The 24641-nt window shown below is 72.4% G+C and carries 23 protein-coding genes and 1 pseudogene; 8 read left to right on the top strand and 16 right to left on the bottom strand.

Features of this window, described 5'->3' with window-relative positions:
* Positions 1-61: 61 nt before the first annotated feature.
* Entirely contained in the window at positions 62-1198 is a 1137-nt protein-coding gene (locus ACSNN7_RS22645) for a glycerophosphodiester phosphodiesterase (RefSeq protein WP_436682963.1), read from the bottom strand.
* 143 nt (positions 1199-1341) lie between these two features.
* Here ACSNN7_RS22645 and ACSNN7_RS22640 point away from each other — a divergent pair, with 143 nt between their 5' ends.
* Together ACSNN7_RS22640 and ACSNN7_RS22635 are read left to right on the top strand one after the other, a co-directional pair.
* The gene (locus ACSNN7_RS22640; RefSeq protein WP_436682962.1) at positions 1342-2676 is read left to right on the top strand and encodes a TrkH family potassium uptake protein; all 1335 of its coding nucleotides are present in this window, start codon (positions 1342-1344) and stop codon (positions 2674-2676) included.
* Positions 2677-2701: 25 nt separating this feature from the next.
* Complete coding sequence (locus ACSNN7_RS22635) at positions 2702-3334, top strand: potassium channel family protein (protein ID WP_436682965.1); 633 nt, start codon at positions 2702-2704, stop codon at positions 3332-3334.
* Positions 3335-3382: 48 nt separating this feature from the next.
* Here ACSNN7_RS22635 and ACSNN7_RS22630 read toward each other — a convergent pair whose 3' ends face one another.
* From ACSNN7_RS22630 to ACSNN7_RS22600, 7 genes are all read right to left on the bottom strand, one after another.
* Entirely contained in the window at positions 3383-5035 is a 1653-nt protein-coding gene (locus ACSNN7_RS22630) for a serine/threonine-protein kinase (protein WP_436682961.1), read from the bottom strand.
* Between the two features lie 71 nt (positions 5036-5106).
* Positions 5107-6657 (bottom strand): fused MFS/spermidine synthase, encoded by a 1551-nt coding sequence (locus ACSNN7_RS22625; RefSeq protein ID WP_436682960.1) that lies wholly within the window; start codon positions 6655-6657, stop codon positions 5107-5109.
* Positions 6658-6693: 36 nt separating this feature from the next.
* Positions 6694-7656: a coiled-coil domain-containing protein gene (locus ACSNN7_RS22620; RefSeq protein WP_436682964.1), complete on the bottom strand. Its 963-nt coding sequence runs from the start codon at positions 7654-7656 to the stop codon at positions 6694-6696.
* 461 nt (positions 7657-8117) lie between these two features.
* On the bottom strand, positions 8118-8927 hold the full coding sequence (locus ACSNN7_RS22615) for an inositol monophosphatase family protein (protein ID WP_436682959.1): 810 nt from the start codon (positions 8925-8927) through the stop codon (positions 8118-8120).
* Positions 8920-9372, bottom strand: coding sequence for a response regulator (locus ACSNN7_RS22610; RefSeq protein ID WP_436682958.1), 453 nt, complete (start codon positions 9370-9372; stop codon positions 8920-8922). Before ACSNN7_RS22610 ends, ACSNN7_RS22615 begins: the two co-directional genes overlap by 8 nt.
* Positions 9369-11135, bottom strand: coding sequence for a sensor histidine kinase (locus tag ACSNN7_RS22605; protein WP_436682957.1), 1767 nt, complete (start codon positions 11133-11135; stop codon positions 9369-9371). The genes ACSNN7_RS22610 and ACSNN7_RS22605 overlap by 4 nt, the downstream gene beginning before the upstream one ends.
* Positions 11132-12349 (bottom strand): PP2C family protein-serine/threonine phosphatase, encoded by a 1218-nt coding sequence (locus ACSNN7_RS22600; RefSeq protein WP_436682956.1) that lies wholly within the window; start codon positions 12347-12349, stop codon positions 11132-11134. Before ACSNN7_RS22600 ends, ACSNN7_RS22605 begins: the two co-directional genes overlap by 4 nt.
* 270 nt (positions 12350-12619) lie before the next feature.
* On the opposite strand from ACSNN7_RS22600, the gene ACSNN7_RS22595 reads away from it, so the two are divergent.
* Positions 12620-15064 (top strand): M28 family peptidase, encoded by a 2445-nt coding sequence (locus ACSNN7_RS22595; RefSeq protein ID WP_436682955.1) that lies wholly within the window; start codon positions 12620-12622, stop codon positions 15062-15064.
* Between the two features lie 55 nt (positions 15065-15119).
* Here the strand turns inward: ACSNN7_RS22595 and ACSNN7_RS22590 are convergent, their stop codons facing one another.
* The 5 genes and pseudogenes from ACSNN7_RS22590 to ACSNN7_RS22570 all read right to left on the bottom strand — a co-directional run.
* Positions 15120-16394, bottom strand: a complete 1275-nt coding sequence (locus tag ACSNN7_RS22590) for a PP2C family protein-serine/threonine phosphatase (protein WP_436682954.1) — start codon at positions 16392-16394, stop codon at positions 15120-15122.
* Positions 16391-17173 (bottom strand): alpha/beta fold hydrolase, encoded by a 783-nt coding sequence (locus tag ACSNN7_RS22585; protein WP_436682953.1) that lies wholly within the window; start codon positions 17171-17173, stop codon positions 16391-16393. The genes ACSNN7_RS22590 and ACSNN7_RS22585 overlap by 4 nt, the downstream gene beginning before the upstream one ends.
* A 235-nt stretch (positions 17174-17408) precedes the next feature.
* Complete coding sequence (locus ACSNN7_RS22580) at positions 17409-17777, bottom strand: hypothetical protein (RefSeq protein ID WP_436682952.1); 369 nt, start codon at positions 17775-17777, stop codon at positions 17409-17411.
* Positions 17778-17971: 194 nt separating this feature from the next.
* Positions 17972-18472 carry a hypothetical protein gene (locus tag ACSNN7_RS22575; RefSeq protein ID WP_436682966.1) on the bottom strand — a complete coding sequence of 167 codons (501 nt, stop codon included), beginning with the start codon at positions 18470-18472 and terminating at the stop codon, positions 17972-17974.
* A 412-nt stretch (positions 18473-18884) separates the two neighbouring features.
* A pseudogene (locus ACSNN7_RS22570) lies at positions 18885-19196 on the bottom strand (alpha/beta hydrolase); the annotation flags it as partial.
* Positions 19197-19476: 280 nt separating this feature from the next.
* Between ACSNN7_RS22570 and ACSNN7_RS22565 the strand changes: the two are divergent.
* Both ACSNN7_RS22565 and ACSNN7_RS22560 read left to right on the top strand, forming a co-directional pair.
* On the top strand, positions 19477-19878 hold the full coding sequence (locus ACSNN7_RS22565; protein ID WP_436682951.1) for a hypothetical protein: 402 nt from the start codon (positions 19477-19479) through the stop codon (positions 19876-19878).
* 5 nt (positions 19879-19883) lie between these two features.
* Complete coding sequence (locus ACSNN7_RS22560; RefSeq protein WP_436682950.1) at positions 19884-20111, top strand: hypothetical protein; 228 nt, start codon at positions 19884-19886, stop codon at positions 20109-20111.
* Between the two features lie 67 nt (positions 20112-20178).
* On the opposite strand, the gene ACSNN7_RS22555 is transcribed toward ACSNN7_RS22560, so the two are convergent.
* The 3 genes from ACSNN7_RS22555 to ACSNN7_RS22545 all read right to left on the bottom strand — a co-directional run bounded on the left by ACSNN7_RS22555 (position 20179) and on the right by ACSNN7_RS22545 (position 21772).
* Positions 20179-20433 carry a Smr/MutS family protein gene (locus tag ACSNN7_RS22555; protein ID WP_013736060.1) on the bottom strand — a complete coding sequence of 85 codons (255 nt, stop codon included), beginning with the start codon at positions 20431-20433 and terminating at the stop codon, positions 20179-20181.
* Positions 20434-20542: 109 nt separating this feature from the next.
* Positions 20543-20911, bottom strand: a complete 369-nt coding sequence (locus tag ACSNN7_RS22550; protein WP_436682949.1) for a tetratricopeptide repeat protein — start codon at positions 20909-20911, stop codon at positions 20543-20545.
* Positions 20912-21001: 90 nt separating this feature from the next.
* Positions 21002-21772 (bottom strand): ROK family protein, encoded by a 771-nt coding sequence (locus ACSNN7_RS22545; protein WP_436682948.1) that lies wholly within the window; start codon positions 21770-21772, stop codon positions 21002-21004.
* A gap of 118 nt (positions 21773-21890) precedes the next feature.
* Between ACSNN7_RS22545 and ACSNN7_RS22540 the strand changes: the two genes are divergently transcribed.
* The 3 genes from ACSNN7_RS22540 to ACSNN7_RS22530 form a co-directional block, all read left to right on the top strand.
* Complete coding sequence (locus ACSNN7_RS22540; protein ID WP_436682947.1) at positions 21891-23528, top strand: ABC-F family ATP-binding cassette domain-containing protein; 1638 nt, start codon at positions 21891-21893, stop codon at positions 23526-23528.
* A 38-nt stretch (positions 23529-23566) separates the two neighbouring features.
* Positions 23567-23884 (top strand): hypothetical protein, encoded by a 318-nt coding sequence (locus ACSNN7_RS22535; protein ID WP_436682945.1) that lies wholly within the window; start codon positions 23567-23569, stop codon positions 23882-23884.
* Positions 23885-23945: 61 nt separating this feature from the next.
* Positions 23946-24641 (top strand): methyltransferase domain-containing protein (locus tag ACSNN7_RS22530; RefSeq protein WP_436682944.1); only part of this gene is annotated, 696 nt, incomplete at its 3' end.

Below are 24641 nucleotides of genomic sequence, written 5' to 3'. Positions count from 1 at the left end.
GGGTCGATGACCCGGCACCCCGTCTCGACGTACCCGGCGGGGATGGACCGACCGCGGCCGGTCAGCGCGCGGCGAGGCCGGCGCGGGCGGCGACCGCGGTGTCGGGGTGGTCGGCGAAGACGCCGTCCAGGCCGAGGCCGTAGAAGAGTTCGTACTCGGCGGTGCTGTCACCGCGGGCGTTCGGGTCGGCGCCGATCCGGAAGTCGGCCGGGAGGAACTGGTTCTCGGCGCGGAACGTCCAGGCGTGCACGAGCAGGCGCTCGCGGTGTGCGTCCCGGACCACCGTGGTCGGCGCGCGCAGCTTGCCGGTGGCGTCGCGGGGCACGATCAGGTTCTTGTTCAGCCCGACGCCGTCGGCGTAGTCGGCGATCCACGCCAGCCCGGCCGGGGTGGCCAGGTCGGCGTAGGTGCGGGTGTCGCCGGCGGCGGTGAAGTCGTACGGGCGGCCGGCGGCGTCCATGAGCTGCACCAGCGGCACGTCGATCATCGTGTCCAGCTTGCGCAGGTTGGCGGTCTCGAAGGACTGGACGAAGACCGGGTCGTGCCGGTGGGTCAGCCGGTTCTTGCGCAGGACCGCGACCAGCGGCTCCTCCAGCGGCAGCCCGATGGCGGCGAAGTAGCTGGGGTGCTTGGTCTCCGGGTAGACACCGATCGTGCGGCCCCGCCGGCGGCTCTCGGCGCGGGCCAGGTCGATGACCTCCTGGAACGTCGGCACCTCGAACCGGCCGTCGAAGGCGGTGTTCGCCACCCGCACCTGCGGCAGCCGCTCCTTGGCGCGCAGGGTCTTCAGCTCGGCGAGGGTGAAGTCCTCGGTGAACCAGCCGGTGACCTTGACCCCGTCGATGGTCTTGGTGGCCCGGCGGTCGGCGAACTCCGGCCGGGACGACACGTCGGTCGTACCCGAGATCTCGTTCTCGTGCCGGGCGACCAGCACGCCGTCGGCGGTCGAGACCAGGTCCGGCTCGATGTAGTCGGCGCCCATCCGGACCGCCAGCCGGTAGGCCTCCAGGGTGTGCTCGGGCCGGTAGCCGCTCGCGCCGCGGTGGCCGATCACGATGGGCCGGTGGCCGGCCCGGTCTCGGCCGGCCTGGTCCGCGCGGTCGGTCGCGTCCTGGCGGGCCGACGCCGAGCCGGGGACGGCAACCGCCACCGCGAGCAGGGCGCCGGCCAGGCCGAGGGCGGAAAGGGTACGTCGCAACGCGGTCTCCTGTCGTCGAGTGGTCGCCGCCCAGCAGACCGGCCCGGGCTGACCGCCAGTTGGTCGGCGACTGACCGCCCGGTGAACCCTGCGGGATACGCGATTCACCGACCCGGAAATGCCGGGAAACGGAAGATTGTCTGGTGCGCCGGTTCCTCAGCAGTCCCGTCCGGCTGGTGCCGCTCGGATTCCTGGTGGCGATCGCGATCGGCACCGGCCTGCTGATGCTGCCCTGGGCGACCAGCGAGCAGCGCTACACCCCGCTGGTCACCGCGCTGTTCACCGCCACCTCTGCGGTGTCGGTCACCGGCCTGGCGGTCACCGACACCCCGAACTACTGGAACGGGTTCGGGCTCGTGATGATCACCGTGCTCACCCAGATCGGCGGCCTCGGCATCCTCACCGGCGCGGCCCTGGTCAGCCTCGCGGTGTCCCGGCAGCTCAGGCTCCGCAACCGGCTGCTGGTCCAGGCCGAGACGGCCGAGTACGGCGTCGGCGACGTCAGGTGGCTGCTGGTCCGCATCGCCACCACGGTGGTCGTCACCGAGGCGCTGATGACCATGGTCATCAGCGGGCGGCTCTGGCTGGTGTACGACTACCGGCCCGGCCGAGCGCTCTGGTCCGGCGCGTTCCACTCCATCCAGGCCTTCAACAACGGCGGATTCACGCTCTACTCCGACGGCCTGCTCGCCTTCTCCCGCGATCCCTGGGTGTCGCTGCCGCTGGCGTTCGGCGCGATCATCGGCGGCCTCGGCTTCCCCGCCCTCTTCGAGGCGGTCCGGCACTGGCGTCGCCCGGCCCGCTGGGCGGTCGCCACCAAGCTGACCATCTGGGGCAGCGTGGTGCTGGTGGTGGGCGGCTTCGCCGCGCTGCTGCTCGCCGAGTGGGGCAACCCGCGCACCATCGGCACCTACGACGCGCCCGGCAAGCTGCTCGCCTCGTTCACCCAGATCGCCCTCAGCCGCACCGGCGGCTTCGACGTGATGAACATCGAGTGGTTGAGCGAGGAGAGCTATCCCCTGCTCATCGCGCTGATGTTCATCGGCGGCGGCAGCGCCAGCACCGCCGGCGGCATCAAGGTCTCCACGTTCTTCCTGCTCGCCTTCGTGATGTGGGCGGAGGTACGCGGAGAGCCGGACGTCACGATGGGCCGGCGGCGCATCGCCGGGTCGAGCCAGCGGCAGGCGCTGACCATCGCGCTGCTCAGCGTCGCGCTCGTGGTCGCCGGCACCGTCGGACTGATCCTGATCACCGAAGGCGTCCGGTTCAACGAGTCGCTGTTCGAGGTGACCTCGGCCTTCAGCACCACCGGCCTGTCGGTCGGGCTCACCCAGCGACTACCCGAACCGGGCCAGTACCTGATGACCGCCCTGATGTACATCGGCCGCGTCGGGCCGCTCGCCATCGGCTCGGCGATCGCGTTGAACACCCGGCGCCGGTTGTACCGCTACCCGAAGGAGCAACCCATTGTCGGCTAAGAAGGTGCAGGTCGGCGACATCGCGGTGATCGGGCTGGGCCGGCTCGGCTCCCACCTGGCCGAGGCACTGGCCCGGCTCGACCACGAGGTGCTCGCCATCGACCGGAACCTGGACCGGGTCCAGCGCTGGGCGCCCCGCCTGCCCCGGGTGGTGCAGGCGGACTCGACCGAGGAGGAGGCGCTGCGGCAGTTGGGCGTGGGCGACTTCCAGCGGGCGGTGGTCGCGATCGGCGCGTCGGTGGAGGCGAGCGTGCTGACCGTCCTGGCGCTGGCCGAGGTCGGTGTGCCGCAGATCTGGGCCCGGGCCAACTCGAACCGGCACGCGAAGATCCTGTCCTCGGTCGGCGCCCACCACGTGATCTTCCCCGAGGTGGAGACCGGGGAACGGGTGGCGCACCTGATCGTCAGCCGGATGCTCGACTTCATCGAGTTCGGCGACGACTTCGCCATCGCCAAGGTGCCGGTGCCGCCGTCCCTGGTCGGCCGGTCGCTGCGCGAGCTGGCCCCGCCCGAGCGCTACGGCGTGATGGTGGTCGGCGCGAAGCTGCCCGGCGAACCGTTCCGCTACGCCACCGCGGACACCGTGCTCGTCGCGCGCAGCGTGCTGATCGTGGAGGGCACGATCGACCAGGTGCAGCGCTTCGCCACCCTCGGCTGACCGGTCACTTCCTGCCCTTGCCCTTACCCTTGCCTCCCTTCCCCGCCGCTACTTCCCGCCTTTTCCCTTGCCGTCACCCGACCCCTTGCCCTTGCCGGAGCTGCCGGACTTCGCCTTCGTGGAGCCCGATGCGCCACTGCCCGAGGAGGTCGCCGTGCTCTTCGACCAGGCCTTTATCGGCGGTGCCTTCACCGTGGGCGCCTTCGTCGTCGGGGCCTTCGTCGCCGGGGCGGCTCCCGGCGTCATCCCGGCCACCCCGGAGACCCGTACCCCGCAGGCGTTCTCGCCGATCTTGAACTCCAGCGGCAGCGGGTTGCCACCGGTGTACCGGCCGGACAGCGCGATCTTCTCGGACGCCCCCGGCGCCAGCGACTCCCGGCCGGTGGCCGGGGTGACCCGGACCATCTTGCCCTCCTGCCGCACCGTCGGGCCGGCGGTGGTGACCGTCTGCTGGCCGGGGAAGGCGAAGCTCATCGTCCAGTCGCGCAGCTCGCGGGTACCGCGGTTGGTCAGCGTCAACTGGGCGGCGAAGTCCTTGCCGGAATCGCTGCGCAACGCGTACTCGACCTCGCAGGGGGTCGACTGCTCCAGCCCCATCCGCGCCTCGGTGGGCTGGTCGACGCCGCCGCTGGCCGGCGTCTTCGAGGTCACTCCCCACATCGCCGCGGTGACCGCGACCAGCCCGGCGGCGGCCACCCCGGCCTCCACCCGGCGCCGCCGGGCCGCCGCCCGGCGGTTGCGGGTACGGCCGGAGAACGGCAGCGCGTCGGTGTCGGCCGACCAAGGCAGGATCGTGGTACCGGCGTTGGCCAGCAACGCCGGGTCGAGGGTGCCAGGCGCCGGGGAGACCGGCACGGCCGGGATCATCCCGGCCGCCTCGGCCAGGGTACGGGCCAGCTCGGCGGTGGTCGGCCGGTCCTCCGGGCGCTTGGCCAGGCAGCGGTGCGCCAGCTCGGCCACCTCGTCGGGCAGCCCCGGCACCTCCGGCATCGGCTCCGGGTCGTTGTACATGTGCGCCCGCAGCATCTCCGTGGTGGTGCTGGCCTGCCAGGGCAGCCGGCCGGTCAGCATCCGGTAGAGCAGCAGCCCGACCGCATACACGTCGGTGGCCGGGGAGACCTGGCCGTTGTCCAGCCGCTCCGGAGCCAGATAGGCGGGGGTGCCGAGCAGCGTCCCGTCCGGGCCCTTCTCGCTCTCCCCGACCAGCGCCGAGATGCCGAAGTCGACGACCTTCACCCCGGTGGAGGTCAGCATGACGTTGCCGGGGGTGACGTCGCGGTGGACCACGCCCCGGGCGTGCGCGGTGGCCAGCGCGGAGGTGACCTCGGCGGCGATGGTGACCGCCTCGCGCCAGGCCAGCTTGCCGTCCCGGCCGAGCCGGGCGGTCAGCGGCGCGCCGTCGACCAGCTCCATCACGACGTACGGCACGGTCAGCCCGACCTGCTCGGACTCGCCGTAGTCGTACACGTTGGTGATGTTGGGGTGGCAGAGCCGGGCGGCGGCCTGCGCCTCGATCCGGATCCGGTGCCGGAACGCCTTGTCGGCGGCGAGCCGCGAGGCGAGCACCTTGACCGCGACCTGCCGGCCGAGCACCTCGTCGTAGCCCCGCCACACCACGGACATGCCACCCGCGCCGAGCTGCTCGACCAACCGGTACCGCTCACCCAGCAGCTGCGCGCCGTTCCGGATTTCTCCACCCATGGTCGGACGTGTTGCCCGGGACCGCCCCGGCTACACCTCGCTGGTCGTAATCGGTCAGTGAAATCACCCGATCAGGCTGTCGCGAGCAGTTGGTCCACCGGGGCGAAGTCGTCGGTGAGGACCAGCGCGTCGCCGACGAAGGCGGCCAGCTCGGCGCCGGTGAGCAGGTCCGGCACCGCGTCGAGGCGGCCCAGCCGCGCAGTGAGGGCGTCCACCGGCAGCGGGGCGTCCGAGGCGACGATGAGGAAGTTGGAACCCTGCCGGCCGGCGATCGCCGCGGCGGGGGCGACCAGCGCGACGTGGCGGAACTCGGCGGCCACCGTGGCCAGTTCGCTGCGGATGAAGCGGCCCGGCGGGTAGTCGATGACGTTCTGCACGTACATCCCGCCGGGCCGCAGCACCCGGCGGACCTCGGCGGCCATCTCGCGGGTGGCCAGGTGCCAGGGCACCACCAGGTGACCGAAGGCGTCCCCGACGACGAAGTCCCGGCTGTCGGTGGACTCGCCGCCGACCAGCATCCGGGCGTCGCCCACGACCGCGCGCAACCCCGGCCCCGGCCGTACGCCCAGCAGCCGCTGGTCCAGCTCCACCAGCTCGCCGTCGATCTCGAAGACCACGTTGTCGGTACCGGGACGGGTCGCGCTCAGGTAGCGCGGCATGGTGAAGCCCCCGCCGCCGACGTGCAGGGCGTCCAGCCGCCGCCCCGCCGGCGCGGCCACGTCCGCCGCCGCGCCGATCCACTTCGTGTACGCGTACTCCAGGTGGGTCGGGTCGGCCAGGTCCACGTACGAGTGCTCGGCCGAGTTGAGGTAGAGCACCCGCCCGCCGGACCGGGACGGGTCCTCGGCCACCCGCGCGCAGTGGTACGCCGTCTCCACGTCGCACGGGTTCGGGGCGACCGCGCTCAGCCCCGCCCCGAGCAGCCCGAGCACCGCCAGCGTCGCCTTCGTCCGGGTCGCACCGGGCAGCCCGGCGCCCTCCTGGCGGCGCAGGTAGAGCCCGAGGGCGAGACCGGTGACCCCGAGCAGCGCCGCCAGCGCGATCAGGATGGCCGTGCTGGGCAGCGCCGCCACCAGCACGAAACCCGTGGCCAGGGTGGCGGTGATGCCGCCCAGCGTGCCGATGCCGGAGAGCCGCCCGACCACCTGCCCGGTGCGGCGCAGGTCGGCCAGTTGCAGCTTCACCACCAGCGGGGTGACCGCCGCGAGCAGGGCCGCCGGTACGAAGACGGCGAGCGCGGTGAGCAGCAGGATGGCGCTGGCCGCGCCGCCGCGCAGCACCTCACCGGCGTAGCGGACCACCGGCAGGGTGATCGCGGTGGCGATGCCGGCCAGCACCAGCGCCGGGGCCAGCAGGCCCCGCGGGTCCCGCCGGTCGGCCAGCCAGCCACCCGTCCACGCCCCGTACGCGATGGCGGCCAGCGCGATGCCGATCACCGAGCTGGTGACCTGGAGGGTCACCCCGACGTACGGGCCGACCAGGCGGAGCGAGACCGTCTCCAGCACCAGCACGGCGCCGCTGGAGAGGAAGACCAGGAACGCGGCGAGCCCGTTGGGCAACGCGCGGGTGGCCGGGCCGGCGGAAGCCGGGGTGACCACGACGTCGGACGATGAGCTGCTCACCGTCGCGATGGTACGCAGCGTTCCTGGTGCTCCGGGTCAGTACATCGAAAGATGAACATGGTTTGTGTGGTCCGCCGCCGGGCTGCCGGAACCGCTGTACGACCGCCAGCCGGTGTTCGGCATCCAGATCTGCCGGTACCAGATCACGTAGAGCACGCCGAGCCGGCTGGCGTTGTTCTTGTAGTAGTTCGCCAGGCTGTCGCCGTACGCCTTGTCCCCGCCGGTGGCGGTGCGGTCCTCGAACCCGCCGGTGGCGGCGGAGAAGTCGCAGGCCCGGCCCTTGGGGTGTTCACCGCCGCCGCCACTGCGGAAGCAGGAGACGTGCCGCTTGTAGCCGGCGGCCTGGGCCTGCCGCAGCGCGTGCAGGGTGCGCGGGGTGATGCAGCCGTCGGTGGTCGGGTCGTTGACCGAGCAGGACTCCGACGGCCAGGAGCCGTCCGAGTTGCGCGGCGCCGGGCTGGCCGAGCGGGAGCCGCCGCTGAAGCCGGCACTCGCACCGGAGCTGACCGTGGCGAGCGCCCGCTCGGCGTCGCGCTTCCGCTTGGCCAGCGCGGCGAGCTGCTTCTGCTGCTCGCGTACCTCGTTGTCGATGGCCGCCTTGGCCTGGGCGGCGGCCTGCTTGGCCTCGGCGAGCTCGCGCAGCCGCTTGGCGTCCCGCTGGCCCATCACGTCCAGCTCGGCGGCGCGCTCCAGCAGCACCTGCGGGCTGGCGCTGTTGAGCAGCGCCGTGGCGGTGGTGAGCCGGCCCAGCCGGTACGACTGCGCGGCGACCTCGCCGACCTGGGCGTTCAGCCCGACCAGCCGCCCCTCGACCGTCTTCAGCTCGCCGGTCAGGGCGGCCTGGCGGCGCTTGGAATTGTCCAGCTTGGCCTTGGCCTCAATGTGGCCCTTGGCGGCGGCCTCCAGCGCCTCCCGGAGCTTCTTGGTGCCGCCCTCGTTCGGCTCCGCGGCGGCCGGCACGGCGCCGACGCCGAGCAGGAGCGCCACGACGGCGAGCAACACGATCAGCGGCCGGCGGGCGCGCGGCCGGGTGAGGCTGGTCCTCGGCACGACAGTGTCCTTCCCTCGGCCGCCGGGGGGACGGCGGCGCGGCGGTGGCCCGCCGGGCACCAGGGGGTGGGCCCACGGGCGACGACCGCCGGACACGATACCGGACCCAGGCCGGTTGACCAGGCCCGCGACCGCCTGCGGCATCGATCGTCGACACAGCGTCCCGACGCGGTCGCAGAGCGCCGCGAGAGCCGCCGTGTCGTCGGCGCCGTGGTGATCCACCCCGTTTGCGGCGTGTCGGGCCATCCGGCGGCGCCGACACCCCCACATGCCGCAAAGCGTGCCCCCGCCACGGCCCGACGGAGCGGGGGCGACCCACCACCCCCGAATGCGGCGTGTCGGGCCATCCCGCCGCGCCGACACCCCGACACGCCGCAAAGCGCGGGCCGAGGAGGGGGTGGTGCCCGGGGTCAGTCGCCGAGCAGGGCGGCGCGGACCTCGTGCCAGGTCCGCTCGTCGGCGGCGACCAGCAGCCCCTTGTCGTCGTCGGCCGGGTGGTACTCGGCCCCGTCGAACCGGCGGGCCACCCCGCCGGCCTGCCGCACCAGCAGCACGCCCGGGGCGTGGTCCCAGGGCAGGGTCCGCCAGAAGAGCACGAACTGCTGGGCGCCGGTGAGCAGGTCCAGGTACTCGCGGCCGGCACAGTGCTGCCCGGGCAGCAGCTCGCCGATCCGCTCCCCGCCCGCCTCGGCGCTCCGCCGGGTCTCCGGCGGAAGGAACCGGGTCATCGCGGTGCCGCGCAGCGCGCCGAGCGGCGGTACGCCCTCGGCGGTGCGCACCGGCCGGCCGTCGAGCAGGGTGCCCTCCCCGGCGACGGTCACCGCCAGCGTCTCCGCCAGCGGGTCGAGCACCCAGGCGGCCGCCGGCTCGCCGTCGGTGAGCAGCGCGACCATCAGCGCGAACGGGCGCCGGCCGGCGGCGAAGTTGCCGGTGCCGTCGACGGGGTCGACCAGCCAGACGTCGCCGTCGCCGCGCAGGTGGTCCAGCAGGGACGGGTCGTCGGCGACCGCCTCCTCGCCAACCACCACCGAGCCGGGACGCAGCCGGCGCAGGGCGGCGGAGATCTTCTCCTCCGCCCGCCGGTCGGCGACCGTGACCAGGTCGCCGGGGGCCTTCTCGGTGACCTCGCTGTCGTCGAGTCGGCGGAACAGGGGCAGCACGACCTGTGCCGCGGTCTCCCGCAGCAGGTCGCCGACGTCGTCCCGCAGCCGGTCAGCCACGCGGAGGAAGCTTGACCACGCTGACGAAGAACTCGTCGATCTGCCGGACCACCGAGATGAAGCGCTCGAAGTCGACCGGCTTGGTCACGTAGGCGTTGGCGTGCAGCTGGTAGCTGCGCAGGATGTCCTCGTCGGCCTGGGAGGTGGTGAGCACCACGACCGGGATGCGACGGAGCTGCTCGTCCTCCTTGATCTCCTCCAGGACCTCGCGGCCGTCCCGGCGGGGCAGGTTCAGGTCGAGCAGGATCAGGTCCGGCGTCACCGCGTCGGCGTACGGGTCCTCGCGGCGCAGGTAGGCCAGCGCCTCGGCGCCGTCGGAGACCACGGTGAGCCGGTTGCGCAGCTTGTGCTCGTCGAACGCCTCCTGGGTCATCAACACGTCACCCGGGTCGTCCTCGACCAGCAGGACCTCGATCGGGCTCTTGCCGTCCGCCGGCGCGGTCATCTTACCGTCTCCCTCATGCCACCCGTTGTACCGTGCTCCGGCGCCGTCCCGGGCGAGTCCACGCCCGTCGGCCCGTCCGGCTGCCGACCCACCGCCGGCGCGGTGCCCTCCGGCGTACCGTCGGCGTCGGCCACCGCGCCGGTGGCGTCCCCGGCCGGCTCCGCGCCCGTGACCGCGTCGGCGTCCGCCGCTGCCGCGGCCCGGGCCGCCTCGACGTCCTCGGGGAGCGCCGGCAGCGTGAAGCGGATCGCGGTGCCCTCCTCGGTGCCGGTGTCCACCCAGACCCGGCCACCGTGGTACTCGACAATCTTCTTGACGATCGCCAGGCCGATGCCGGTGCCCGGGTACGCGTCCTTGGCGTGCAGCCGCTGGAAGATCACGAAGATCTTGTCGGCGAACTCCGGCTCGATCCCGATGCCGTTGTCCTGGCAGGTGATCTCCCACTCGTCGTCGACGAGCCGGGCGGAGACGCGCACCTTCGGCGTGACGTCCGGGCGGCGGAACTTGATCGAGTTGCTGACCAGGTTGGCCAGCAGGTTGGTCAGCAGCGGTTCCTCGCCGCGGATGACCGGCATGTCCTCCCAGGTCAGCTCGGCGTCGGCGTACTGGCGGGCGGCCTCGGTCTGCCCGGCCACGTCGCCCATCACCTTGTTGAGGTCGACCTCGGTGAAACCGGTGGTGAGCCGGCCGATCCGGGAGAAGGCCAGCAGGTCGTTGATCAGGCGCTGCATCCGCTGCGCGCCGTCGACGGCGAAGGCGATGTACTGGTCGGCCCGCTCGTCGAGCTGGCCGGCGTAGCGGCGCTGGAGCAGCTGGCAGAAGCTCGCCACCTTGCGCAGCGGCTCCTGCAGGTCGTGCGAGGCCACGTACGCGAACTGCTCCAGGTCGCGGTTGGAGCGGGTGAGTTCCTCGGCCTGCTTCTGGAGCTGGCTGTTGACCCACTCGATGCTCTCGCGCGCCTCACGTACCTCGGCGAGTTCCCGGGCGATCTTCTGCCGCATCGCGTCGACGTCCTCGGCGAGCTGCTGGAACTCCGGCGGCCCGGAACCGGCGATGCGGTGCTGGTAGTCACCCTCGGCGACCTCGCGGATCTGCTGCGCCAGCCCAGTCAGCGGCTTGATCACCATCCGGTCGAGCGAGAGCAGCAGCACCGAGCCGGCCACCGCCACCACCACCGCCGCGATGATCAGCAGGACCACCAGGATGTTGCTGGTCTCGTAGACCTTGGCGGCGGTGCGTTGCCGCTCGCTGAGGATCTCGGCCTGGAGCGTACCGACCGAGGCCCGGACCTGCTCGAACTGCGCCCGCGCCTGGTCGGTGATGAGCGCCTGGCCGGCCGCCGTGCCGTCCCGCTCAGTCGTGGTGATCACCGGCTGGGCGACGGTGGTGCGCCAGTCGGTGGCCTGCTGCTCCACCACCGACAGCGCGCGCTGCACGTCGGGATAATCACCGATCAGCGCCTTCATCCTGCTGACGGTGTCCTGCTCCTGCTGCAGGCCGCTCTCGTACGGGGCCAGGTCGGCGCGGTCGGCGCTGACCGCGTACCCCCGGACGGCGGTCTCCTGGTCGAGCAGGGCGTTGAGCAGTTCCTGGCCCTGCACCCGCAGCGGGCCGGTCTTCACCAGCACCGCGTCCATGTTCTGCCGGGTCTTGGCCGCCAGCGCGGCCTCCGCCGCGGCGAGCCCGATCAGCAGCGTCACGACCACCGTGAGCAGCACGCTGACCCGCCGGCGCAGGGTCCAGCCCTGGCGGTACGAGTTCACCGGCCACCGCCCCGGGTCACCAGCAGCATGGCGACGTCGTCGGCGAGCGGACCACCGTTGATCTGCTCGGCCCGGCCGACCAGCCAGGCCGGCAGCTCGGCCAGCGGCACCGCCTGGTTGGCCGGCTCTTCCAGCAGGCCGACCAGCCCCGGCACGTCCAACCGGTCGTCGCCGTCGTCCACCCGTCCCTCGATCAGGCCGTCGGTGTACATCAACAGGGACCAGTCATCGGTCTCGAACTCCAGGTCGAACGCTACGGGGCGGCGGGGTCGTACGCCGAGGAGCAGGCCGCCGCGGGCCGGGACCGGCGCGACCTTGCCCCCGGAGAGCAGCAGCGGCGGCGGATGCCCGGCCAGCCGGACCGTGGCCCGGTTGCCGCGCAGGTCCAGCCGTACGGTGGCGACGGTGGCGAAGATCTCCTGGAGCCGGCGCTCGCTCATCAGCACCTGTTCCAGGGCGGGCAGCACGTCGTCGTCGGCGACCCCGGCGAGGATCAGCGCCCGCCAGGCGACCCGCAGCTCGACGCCGAGCGCGGCCTCGTCCACGCCGTGCCCGCAGACGTCGCCGACGATCAGGTCGACCCGGTCGGGCCGGGTCTGCACCACGTCGAAGAAGTCCCCGCCGATCAGGGCCGCGTGCCGGCCCGGGCGGTAGAAGGTGTGCACCGCCACCTCGTCGGTGCTCATCAGCGGCTGGGGCAGCAGGCCGCGCTCCAGGCGGGCGGACTCGGCCTGGCGCAGCTCCACCTCACGCAGCCGCCGGGCGTTCTCGTCGGCCCGCTTGCGTTCCACCGCGTAGCGCAGCGCCCGAGTCAGCAGCACCCCGTCGACCTGGCCCTTGACCAGGTAGTCCTGGGCGCCCTCGGCGACCGCGACGATGCCCAGGTGCTCGTCGGAGCGGCCGGTCAGCACGCAGACCGCGGCGCCGCTGGACATCTCCAGCACCTTGCGCAGCCCGTCCAGGCCCTGCGCGTCGGGCAGCCCGAGATCGAGCAGTACGCAGTCCACGCCGGCCACCCGCTGCCGGGCCTCGCTGAGGCTGGTGGCGACCAGCAGGTCGATCATCGAGTTGGTCTCGGCGAGCAGCTCGCCGACCAGGAAGGCGTCGCCCTCGTCGTCCTCGACCAGCAGAACCCGCAGCCGCTCGCCGGGCGGCAGGTTCGGGTTCGGCCCGAGGCCCCCCTGCGGGTACGGCGCGACGGAGGGACCGGCCATGCCGGGCCCCCGGTGCGGCCGGGTCACCGCCGCGAGACGCGGGAGTTCGCTGGTGATGTCGGGCTCCTTCCGAGTGCCCCGCTGATCCTGTATTAGACAACGGTCGCACACAACACGGCCGCGGCGGCACGGGCGTACCCGGGCAAGGCCGTCACACGGACAGCGGTCGGGCGGGAACGAGCGTTACGGATCGGCCCAGGGTGTCGCGGCTCACCCCGGCGGGGTGCAGGATGATGCCCACCCTTCTGCCCCACCCCCGAGGAGTCCGCCGTGGGCGCACCCGTAGTTCCCGCCGCCGAGGAGTCCGCCGGGGGCACCCGTGCGGCCCGCGCCGCCGACCGGGCGCTCGCCCGGCCGCGCCGGCGGGCCCTGGCCGCCGTCGCCGCGCTGGCCGCCCTCCTCGCGGTCGGTGCCGCCGTCCTGCTCGACCTGCGCACCCCGGCGCCGCGTCCGGCGGACGCGCCGGCCGGCGAGTTCAGCGCCGCGCGGGCGTACCGGACGGTGCAGACGGTCGCCGCCCGCCCGCACGCCGCCGGCAGCCCGGCCAACGATCAGGTACGCGAGCACCTGGTGGGCGCGCTGCGCGGGCTGGGCCTGGAGACCGAGGTGCAGGACACGGTCGCCCGGGAGGCCGGCCAGCTTCAGCGGGGCAACGGCAACCACTCGATGGGCCGGGTCCGCAACGTCATCGCCCGTCTTCCGGGTACGGACCCGACCGGCCGGGTCTTCCTGGTCGCGCACTACGACTCGGTGCAGACCGGGCCGGGCGGCAACGACGACGGCGCCGGCACCTCCACCATCCTGGAGGTGGCCCGCGCGCTGACCACCGGCCCCCGCCCCCGTAACGACATCGTCTTCGTGCTCACGGACGCCGAGGAGGCGTGCCTCTGCGGCGCGTCGGCCTTCGTCTCCAGTCACCCGCTGGCGAAGGACGGCGGGGTGGTGCTCAACCTCGAGGCGCGCGGCTCGACCGGGCCGGTGATCATGTTCGAGACGTCGCGGAACAACGCGGACCTGGTGGAGGTCTTCGGTCGGGCGGCGCCACATCCGGTGGGCACCTCCTTCGCGGTGGAGATCTACCGGCTGCTGCCGAACGACACCGACTTCACCCCGTTCCGCGACCAGTACGACCTCGACGACCGGCCGCGCTTCATCGGGTTGAACTCGGCCTACATCGACGGCGGCGCGATCTACCACACGCCCCTGGACACCCCCGCAATGATGGACCGGGCCAGTCTCCAGCAGCACGGTGACAACGCGCTCGGCCTGGCCCGGGCGTTGGGCCGGTCCGACCTGCCGGCCCTCTGGTCCGCCGACGACGCCACCTACTTCCCGGTGCCGGGTGGGCTGGCCCACTATCCGGGCCGGCTGACCTGGCCGCTGACGCTGGCCGCGGTGATCGGCGTCCTCGGGCTGGGCTGGTTCGCCCGGTCCCGGGGCCGGACCACCGCCGGCCGCCTGTTCGCCGGCTTCGGCCTGGCGCTGGTGCCGATGGTGCTCGCCCCGCTTGCCGCCCAGCTGTTCTGGGCGGGCCTCACGGCTGTCCGCCCCGGCCACGGCGAGCTGCTCGACCCGTACCGGCCGACCTGGTACCGGCTGGCCGTGGTGGCGCTCGCCGCGGCGGTGCTCCTCGGCTGGTACGCGCTGCTGCGGCGCTGGGCCGGGCCGATGGCGCTGGCGATCGGCGGGCTGGCCTGGCTGGCCCTGCTCGGGGTGCCGCTGTCGGTGTTCGCGCCGGGCGGGTCGTACCTGGTCGTCCTGCCCGCCCTGGCCGGCGTCGTCGCCGGCTTCGTCGCGCTGAGCACCAGGCTCGACGGGCCGTGGCCGGTGGTCGCGGTGACCGCGGCCGCGGCGGTGGGCGTGGTCGTCCTGCTGCCCACCGTGGTGCTGCTCTTCCCCGCGCTGGGCATGGCGATGGGCGGGGTCGCCGCCCTCTTCGCGGTGCTGCTCGGCCTGGCCGCGCTCCCGGTGGTCGACCTGCTGCACCCGCAGGCCGGCGGGGACCGGGGGTTGCGCGCGCTCCGCGCCCGGAGGCTGGGCGCGCTGCCGGTCGGCGCCGCCGCGCTGGCGGCGGCGGTGCTCGCCGGGGTGGGGCTGGCGGTCGACCGCTTCGACGCCGCGCACCCCGCGCCGACCCATCTGATGTACGCCATGGACGCCGACACCCGGCAGGCGCGCTGGCTCAGCCACGAGGAGGACCCGCAGCCCTGGACGGCGCAGTACGTGGGCGGCGTGGCCCGGGTCGGCGGCGAGTTCCCCGGCCTGGACGACGCGGAACTGCGCTCGGGGCCCGCGCAGCCGGCCGACCTGCCCGCCCCGAAGCTGGAGGTGGTGAGCGACACGGCCGACGGCGACGTACGCCTGCTGCGGCTGCGGGTGATCCCCCAGCGGCAGGTCCGCCTGCTCACGATGCACCTGGACGCAGATAGCGCGGAGGTGCTGAACGCCGAGGCGGAAGGCCGGACGATCGAGCTTTCCGGGCCGCCGCCCAACCCGCCGTGGACCGCGGGGTTGACCTTCCACGCGCCCCCGTCGCAGGGAATCGAGGTCACCCTGAAGCTGCTGCGCAAGGGCGAGCAGGCCCGGATCCGGGTCATGGACGTCAGCGACGGCCTCGACGGGCTGCCGGGCTTCCGGCCTCGCCCGGCGGACGTGGGCGTGGCCGGCTCGCACAGCTCGGAGATGCTGGCGGTGGCCCGGACGTATCCGCTGTAGGGGACCGACGGGGAGGTTACCGGCCGGGCCCTGTGGAGCTGATGTCACGAACGATTCAACGCTGTGTGCCGGTGGACTGGCCGGGTGGGGCGCTGATGGCCATGACGGCGGTGTCGTCGGTCAGCCCGGCACCGAAGGTACCGAGCAGTTCGGTGACTGCGCTGACGGCGGCGCCGGCGCTGGTCGGTGCGAGGTCGGCGGCGAAGCGGGCGAGGGCCGCGGTGCCGTAACGGCCGTCGGGGGTCTCACTACCGGCGGTACGGGCCTCGGTGAGTCCGTCGCTGTAGAGCAGCAACGTGTCGCCGGGGCCCGCTGCGACGGTGGTGTTGGTGTATCGGGAGTTCGGGAAGGCCCCCACGATGCGGCCCTTCGTGCACTGGTAGTCGGCCGAGCCGTCGGCCCTCAGCAGCAGTGGTTCGGGGTGTCCGCCGCTGGCGATGACCGCGGTGAACCCGCCGACGGTCGGTGTGGGGGTGAGGATGCCGATGACGACGGTGCAGTAGCGCGCGTCCGCGCGGTACTCCTGCCAGAGCACGGTGTTGAGGTTCTGCAGCGCGGCGGCGGGGTCGGGGGTGTAGACGGTGGCGGCGCGCAACGTGTAGCGGGCCAGGGCGGTGACGGCGGCCGCCTCGACGCCCTTGCCGCTGACATCTCCCAGGAAGAATCCCCAGCGGCCGTCGTCGAGGGGGAACAGGTCGTAGAAGTCGCCGCCGACTTCGTCGGTGGAGGCCATCCGGTAGTACGCGGCGCTTTCGAGTCCGGGCGGGGTCTGCAGCGTGGCGGGGAGCAGGCTTCGTTGCAGTTTGCCGACGAGCCGCCGGAGCCGTTCGTCCTCGCGCTCCGCGGCTCGGCGGGCGTCGAGGAGCTCTCGTTCGTAGCTGCGGCGTTCGCTGGCATCGAAGATGGCCGTGCGGATGAGTGGGGGTCGCCCATCGCCGCCGGCCTTGACGACGGAGGTGACGAGGACCGGCAAGCGGGCACCGTCCTTGGCGCGAAGGTCCAGGGCGACACCGCGGATCTCGCCCTGCAAGGCCAGCACGGGCGCGAAGTGGGTCTCGTGATAGATGCGGCCCCCGCCGGTGAGCAGGTCGCTGAAACGGCGCCGGCCGACGAGTTCCTCGCGGGTGTAGCCGAGCCATGCCAGCAGGGTGCCGTTGATCTTTGCAATGGTGCCGTCCAGGAGGGTGGACAGGTTCCCGCAGGGCGCGTTCTCGTACAGGTCTTCGAGGTCGTCCTCGAGCAGGGAAGGGAACTCCACCTCGCTCGACCGGGCGCTTCCGTCATCGCTCGGATCTTGGCCGAAAGGATCACGCCCGGCAGCGGCGGTCACCGGTAAGCGGCCCTGATGAACGACGTGATCGCTGCGGCCGTGGCCTCCGGCGCGCTCAACTGCGGGCAGTGCCCGGTCGCGTCCAGGGTGACCAGCCGGCTTCCGGCGATCTGCGCGTGCACGTACGCGCCGACCTCAGGCGGCGCGATGGCGTCCTGGGCGCATTGCAGGATCAGGGTGGGAACCTTGACCGCGGCGAGGTCGGCCCGGTTGTCGGACAGGAACGTGGCGCGGGCGAACACCCGCGCCATTGCCGGGTCCGTCCGGCAGAAACTTGCCGTCAGCTCCTCACCCAGCTCCGGCCGCTCCGGATTGCCCATGATCAGGGGGGCCATGCTCGACGACCAGCCGAGGTAGTTGCTGTCGAGCGACTCGAGCAACTCGTCGATGTCATCGCGGGTGAAACCGCCTCGGTAGTCTCCGTCATCGATGTAGCACGGTGACGGGGTGACCAGGACGAGTGCGGAGAAGCGGTCCGGCTCGCGGTTCGCCGCGAGGACACCGATGCTCGAACTGACCGAGTGGCCGACGAAGATCGGCTGACGGAGGTCCAGGTCCTCGCAGATGCCCAGCACGTCATCGGCGTAGCCGTCCAGGGAGGCGTACCGGTCGGCGTCCCAGGCCGCCGGATCGGCCTTGCCCGACCCGACGTGGTCGAACAGCACCACCCGGGCCCATTGTCCGATTTCAGCGGTGACGTGGCGCCACATGTGCTGGTCGCAGCCGAAGCCGTGCGCGAGCACGACGGTGGGACCGTCCTCCCGGCCGGTCACCGTCACGTTGTTGCGACTCCGCACACGCATTCACCTATCTTCCATCACCCGCACCTTGCGACCAACTGCCCGCTCACCTGGGCAAACGCATCCGGGACGAAGGGCCCAGTCGCCGACGGGACGTCAAGCATCTGGTGGGACGCAAGTGTCGAGCACGTCTCGTGACGGACAGCCCGCTCGTCGGCAATGACCAGTCTCGGATGATGGTTGACACTTCGACCTTGCCTGATGCTTCACCCGGTCAGCAGTTATCGCCGCCGGTGACGATCGCGGTGATCTTGCTCCTTCCGAGCCGCTGCACCAGCAACTCAAGCTCCACCCGAGTCCCCTCGATGCCGGTAGTGACCGCACGCTCAGCCGCCGTCTTCGCCCCCGACAACGACGCTCCGGCATCACGGAAGACCTTCAGCAACGCCACGCGATCAGGTCCCGTCATGCCTTCGACGGTGAGGCGCGCGGATCCGCAGCCTGCGATCAAGGCATCGCGGATCTCGGCGGGGGTGTCATCCCATCCGCATGTCTCGACGGCTGAGCCGCAGTGGGGGCAATGACACTCAGCGGTCCAGTGCAGCCGGTCCCGGACGACGCGCTGCGCCAAGTCGCATGTCATCGCAGATCCGCACTCGCCACACGGAAGGGCGACCTGCACGCCGTGGGAGATCACCGACCACCTCTCGCGATCCGTTCAGCTTGCCCGGGTTGCCCGGCCGACTCAGCAGTCACGCCGTGAGCGCGGGCGGCCCGTAACGGCGGTACGCGCCGCCGCCAGGCCCGCGCCGAGGGCCCTCAGCTTGGGTGGCGGCGTCAGAGGGGGTCGGTTGATCGGTAGCAGGGCGAGTTGACCAGGAGCGCGAGGGCCGTCGGGGGGCTGGTGCTGGTCAGGCTGAGGGAGTAGCCGTCGGGGGTGGTCTTGGCGGCGAGGGCTCCTTCTCTCCCGTTGGACGAGGTGACGTCCTCGGTGATGGTCCAGCCCTGCGCACGCCATTGCTCACGGATGCGGGCCAGGGTGTCCACGTGCCGGCCTGCCGCGAGGTTGACGTTGTAGGCGCCCTGGACGGTGCGGATCTTCTCGTCCAGCTCGCCGCCTCGGCCGCTGCACGGGGCAGAACTGGTGGCGGGGTTGAAGAGAGGGTTTCCGACGAGGGCGGCCACCTGGTTGGCGTACTGGTTGACCTGCCCGGTGATCTCGGCCTCGCTGGCGCTCTTCATGTCGGTCGGCTGCTCCTTCTTCTCGCCCGGGCTGCAGGCCGTCGCGGTGGCGATGACGAGAACAGCCGCCAGGCAGGCACGCGTGCGTGTCTTCATCAGGGCTCCTGAGTGGCGAGATCGGGAGGGCGCCCGGCCGTGGTCGAGTTGGGTGAGGCTGTACCTGCCCATGATGACCCGTGCCTGGTTGCGGATGCTGACGCTGTTCTCGTTCCAGTAGTCGCTGTGTCCGTGGGTGTCGACGGTGTAGCGGTTGCTCCGAAGCCGTCGTAGTGCGGGCTGGGCCCATGTCCGTGGTCGTAGGCGGCCAGGCCGGCATCGACGGCGCCGCCGAGGAGCGTGCGTTGGCTGCCGACGTCTGCCGCCCGGGAGTACGGGTTGTTGACGGGTTCGGAGACGGGGTCGTCGTCGGCGGAGCCGGCCCAGACGTGGCGGGGGTCGGCCATGAGTTGGTCGGCCTGCTGGCGTGGGTACCGGGGCTGCCGGCGGTGACGATGTCGTCGACGCGGAACTGACCGCTGAGGGCGGCTTCGCCGACCACGGTGGAGCCGTACGAGTGACCGACGGCGGTGACGTGATACTGCCCGTCGGCGTGGGTGGCGTGGAGGCCGTCGACGAAGCGGAGCAGCGGGCCGGCGCCCTGTCGTGAGCGTTCCTCGAAAGCCACGGACAGGTCTGTCTCGGGGGCGTCGTACCCGAGCCACATGACGGTGGCGACATCGCCGGCCTGGCCCGGGGTGAGCCGGTCGGCCGCCTCCCGGAGGTGCAGCACCCGTTCGACGTTGCCGCGGGTGCTGTCGAGGATGGTGCCCAAGCCGGGCACCCAGACCGCGGTGTGCCGGGCGGTGTCGGGGTTGCCGACGGCGATGATGGCCTTGCCGTCGCGTGACAGGCGCGGGGCGTAATCGATCAAATCGGACGACTGTGGCTCTGACCTGTCAGGAGACCTGGCATGGATGGCCAAAGATGGTCATTGCTGATTCCCCTCCGACGGCCTGGAAGCGGCATGATCTCGACGCCCCTCGCCGCCGAGCAATGCCTGCCGGAGCGCTCGCTTACGGCGTCCGGTGGTTAGAGCCATGCGCACGCGGCATGATCGTGCGATGGAACCCATCACGCTGGATCGGCGGTTCCGCCCATGGCGCTATGGCGTCGGGCATTCCCAACTGTTGCTGCACGCGCACGCCGACAGCAGCCATGACGAGCACATCAATGTCATTTTCGAAGATGTCCGCGCAGTCAAGCTTCGCTCGTCCTACCACCCGCTGACCCTTCAACCCGCAGAGCAGGACGCCCGCGCCAGCATTCTCGCCTTCGCCCAGGTGTCTGCACGCCACCAAGCTCGGTTCCTCTGCCTGACCTTGCCAACACCGGACGCCGAGCACGGGTTCGTCGCCTGCGCACGGGCCACTGTCCTGACCACCAACGCCAGCGGCCCCGATGCCTACACCTGGAACGAGCGCTCGCGTCTGCTTTACGTTCTGAAGCAAACACGCCTGCCGTAACTAGAATGCCGGCCCGGGGCCTCCGTCCGTCCCGGTTGTCACCCGGTTTCGTCTACCACCCGACCAGCGTCAGTCTTCCCCCGTTGCGCCTCGGGCACTTCGACCCCGGCTTCACGTTGCAGATCTACACCCACCTGTTGCCCGCGAGCGAGGAACGCACCCGCCGGGCCATCGACACCACCTTCGGAAGAGCACAACTCCTGGCGACGGCTCGCAAACCGGTGACGGCCTGAAGACGGCCTGATCATGGTTCAGTGGCCCGGGAACAGTTTTGCGGTGCAGGTCAGAGGCCTGTCGTCGCTACTTCCAGCGGAAGTGCACGAAGAGCCGGCCGAAGTTCTTGGAGTCCTTCTCGACCCGGTGGTAGAGCTGCTTGACGTCCTTCTGGTCAAGGAACCGCAGCACCCGCTTCTTGAGCTGACCGGAGCCCTTGCCGGGGATGATCTCCACGAGGGTGGCCTTCTTCGCCACCGCCTCGTCCATGATCCCGCGCAGCGCACGGTCGATGTCGTGGCCCTTGTTGAAGATGTCGTGCAGGTCCAGCTTCAGCTTCATGCCGCGCCCACCGCCAGGTCAGCTCCCATCCCGCAATGGTAGGCGGGCCGGCCGCCCGGCTGCGGACACGCGTCGGGGCGGCCCCGCAGGGCCGCCCCGAGGACGGGCGTCAGCGACCGAGTCCGGCCCGGGTCTCCACCCGGCGCAGCGCGGTCACGTAGTCGTCGTTGGTCGAGTGCATCGCCGCGGCGATCCGGAGGTGCCGCAGCGCGTCCGCGTACCGGTTCTGCCGCTCCAGCGTGCGGCCCAGCACGTGGTGCGCGTAGTGGTCGCTCGGGTCCCGCTCAACCAGCTCGCGCAGCTGCTCCTCGGCCCGGTTGAGCTGAGCCGACTGGAAGTAGGCGCGGGCCAGCAGCTGGCGTACCGAGGAGTTGCCGGGCTCGGCCTCCACGATCGGCTCCAGCAGCCGGGCCGCTCCGGTCGGGTCACCCGCTTCGAAGAACATGGTCGCCCGCCGGTACTCCGCCAGAAGATCCATCCCGACCCACCTCCTCGTGTCGAGCCGCCTCTGGTCCGACGCTGGCACAACACCGGCCGGACCGCGAGTGTTCCTGCGCGGGAATCGCGCTCACGGGGCCGGGTCGTACCGGCCGGCGACCAGGTCCCAGGCCCGGACACCGCCGACGATTCCGGCCGTGTTGGGGACGACCACGACGTCCTCCCCCATCCGGGCCAGCTGCTCCGGCCGGATCAGCCGGGAGTTGCCCCCGCCCAGGTAGAGGCGGTCCCAGCGGAACACCGGGCGCAGCCCCTCCACCACCTGCCGGATTCGGCGGGACCAGAACGCGTCGCCGAGCCGGCGCCGCTCCGGCTCCCCCACGTACGTGTCGTAGGTGGTGCCCCAGCGCACCGGCGCGTGCGACAGCTCCAGGTGCGGGGCGAGCAGCCCGCCGTCGAAGAGCGCGCTGCCCAGCCCGGTGCCGAGGGTCAGCACCAGCTCGCAGCCGGTGCCGGCGACCACCCCGGCCCCGTGCACCTCGGCGTCGTTGAGCACCAGCGCCGGCACCCCGAAGGCGTCGGCGAGCGCGCTGCGGGCGTCGTACCCGGACCACTCGGCGACCAGGTCCGGGTCGACTCGGCTGCGCGGCCCGGAGCGGGTCACGTAGTGCGGGGTGGCGACGACCACCCCGTGCCGGATCATGCCAGGCATCCCGACGGTCATCCGGTCCGCCGTGGGCAGCCGCGCGCCGAGCTCCAGCAGCGTCTTGACGAAGAGCGCCGGCGGCAGGGGGTACGGGGTGGGTACCCGCAACGGCTTGGCGCGCATCGTGCCGGCGGCATCCAGCACGCTGGCCTTGATCCCGCCACCGCCGCAGTCGATCGCCAAAGTGGTCACCACGCCAGTGAGTCTCCCTCGCGTCCGCCCCGCCGCCCGCTCCACCCGCCGACAATCGCGCGGGAACGACCTCCCGCCGCCAGGATTTCCCCCAGATCGCACGGGATAGGCTCGGCTCCTCATGAGCGCCACGCTGATCGTCAAGGACCTCGCCGCCGGGCACGGTGACCGGCTGCTCTTCTCCGACCTGGAGCTAGTGGTGGCCCCGGGGGACGTGGTGGGGCTGGTGGGGGTCAACGGCGCCGGCAAGTCCACCCTGCTGCGCACCCTGGCGGGGCTGCTGCCGGTGGAGCTGGGCACCGTCTCGCTGAACCCGCCCACCGCCACCGTCGGCTACCTCCCGCAGGAGCCGGAACGCCGCCCGGGCGAGTCGGTCCGCGACTTCCTGGCCCGCCGGACCGGGGTCACCGCGGCGCAGGCCGACCTGGACGCGGCCACCGAGGCGCTGACCGCGGGCGGGCCCGGCGCGGACGACGCGTACGCCGACGCGCTGGAGCGCTGGCTCGGTCTCGGCGGCGCGGACCTGGAGGAGCGCGCGGAGCAGGTCGCCGCGGAGCTGGGGCTGACGGTCGACCTGGACCACCCGATGACCGGCCTCTCCGGCGGCCAGGCGGCCCGCGCCGGGCTGGCCTCGCTGCTGCTCAGCCGCTACGACGTGTTCCTGCTCGACGAGCCCACCAACGATCTCGACCTGGCCGGCCTGGAACGCCTGGAGCGGTTCGTCACCGGGCTGCGCGCCGGCACGGTGCTGGTCAGCCACGACCGCGAGTTCCTGACCCGGACGGTGACCCGGGTGCTGGAGCTGGACCTCGTCCAGCAACAGGTCCGGCACTACGGCGGCGGGTACGCGGCCTACCTGGAGGAGCGGGAGGTGGCCCGCCGGCACGCCCGCGCCGACTACGAGGAGTACGCCGACACCCGCGCGGGGCTGGAGGCCCGGGCCCGCACCCAGCGCGCCTGGATGGAGAAGGGCGTGAAGAACGCCCGGCGCAAGGCCACCGACAACGACAAGATCGGCCGCAAGTTCCGGGCCGAGGCGACCGAGAAGCAGGCGGCCAAGGCGAAGCAGACCGAGCGGCTGATCGAGCGGCTGGAGCCTGTTGAGGAGCCGAGGAGGGAGTGGGAGCTGCGGATGGAGATCGCCGCCGCACCCCGGGCCGGCGCGGTGGTGGCCTCGCTGCGCGGCGCCGTCGTCCGCCGGGGCGGCTTCACCCTCGGCCCGGTGGACCTCCAGATCGACTGGGCGGACCGGGTGGCGATCACCGGGGCGAACGGCTCCGGCAAGAGCACCCTGCTCGCCGCGCTGCTGGGCCGGCTGCCGCCGGACGCCGGGCACGCCGCGCTCGGCCCGGGCGTGGTGGTCGGCGAGGTCGACCAGGCCCGGGGGCTCTTCCTCGGCGACCAGCCCCTGGTGGACGCGTTCGGCGCGGCCGTACCCGAGCTGACCCCGGCGGACGTGCGGACGCTGCTGGCGAAGTTCGGCCTGCGCGCGGAGCACGTGCTGCGGCCCGCGGCGACCCTCTCCCCCGGCGAGCGGACCCGGGCGGCGCTGGCGCTGCTGCAGGGACGCGGGGTGAACCTGCTGGTGCTGGACGAGCCGACCAACCACCTGGACCTGCCGGCGATCGAGCAGCTGGAGTCGGCGCTGGCCCACTATCCGGGGACGCTGCTGCTGGTCACCCACGACCGGCGGATGCTGGACGCGGTGAGCGTCAACCGGCGGCTGCGGGTGAACGCCGGACGGATCGCCGAGGATTGATCCGTGCCGACCGGCGCGCGGCGGGTGAGAATGACCCCATGCTCAAGTGGGAGTACGCGCTGCTGGTGCGGCGACGTCAGGCGGCCACCAACGACCTCGGCTGGGAGGTCGTCTTCGTCTGGTACGGCCCGGACGGCTCGATGGTCGACGTCACGCCGTACGGGGACACCGCGCTGGCCCACCTGAACCGGGCCGGCGACCAGGGCTGGGAGCTGGTGGCGATGAGCGAGGACCCGTCGCTGCCCGGCAACAACGAGCTGCACCGCTACCACCTCAAGCGGCCGAAGGCCGCCGCGGCGCCGCGGCAGCGGATCCGGGGCGCGGGCCGGGCCGGTCGGCGCACCATCTCCGGCTGAACCCGCCGCTCGCCACGCATATCGGGCGCCGATCCGGGTAACGGCCGGCGGGAGGTGGCCCATGGTCGCGCTGGCGCAGACGCCGCCCTCGGCCGAACGGCTGCGGGCGATCGACGGATTCCTCGCCGAGGCCTGGGCCGATCAGGTCCAGCACGACGAGCGGCTGCGGGCGCTCGCCGTGGAGGTGCGGTTCGACCGGGGGGTCGCCCACCTGACCGGCGAGGTGGCCGAGCCGGCCGAGCTGCGGCTGGTCCGTGACCTGGTGGGCCGGCTGGCCGGGGTGTACGGCGTCTGGTCGCGGGTCGGCGTGGACGGCCGGGAGCCGGTGGTGGTGGACCTGGGCTGCGGCGGCCAGAAGCAGTACCCGACCAACCTGGGGCTGGACATCTTCCCGGCGCCCGGGGTGGACGCGGTGGCCGACCTTTCCGGCTCGCTGCCGCTGGCCGACGACTCGGTCGACGTCCTCTTCGCGGTGCACATCCTGGAGCACCTGATCGACTTCCTGCCGCTGGTCGACGAGTGCCACCGGGTGCTCCGCCCGGGGGGCGTCCTGCACGTGATGAGCCCCTGGTGGGGGCACGTCAACGCGGTCGCCGACCCGACCCACGTACGCCTGCTCGACGTGCAGACCGTGAAGGGCATCTGCGGGCAGCGCCCGCCGGGCACCCCGCGCTGGTACCCGCTGCACGCCGGCTGCGACGGCGCGTCGATCTTCGCCGACCTGACCCCGCTCCCACCCGACGCCGCCCCGCCGACC

Origin of the sequence: Micromonospora sp. URMC 105, assembly GCF_051386295.1 — a bacterium.
Lineage (GTDB): Bacteria > Actinomycetota > Actinomycetes > Mycobacteriales > Micromonosporaceae > Micromonospora.
Note: the sequence above shows the minus strand (reverse complement) of the source record. Positions and strands in the feature narration are given on the sequence as shown.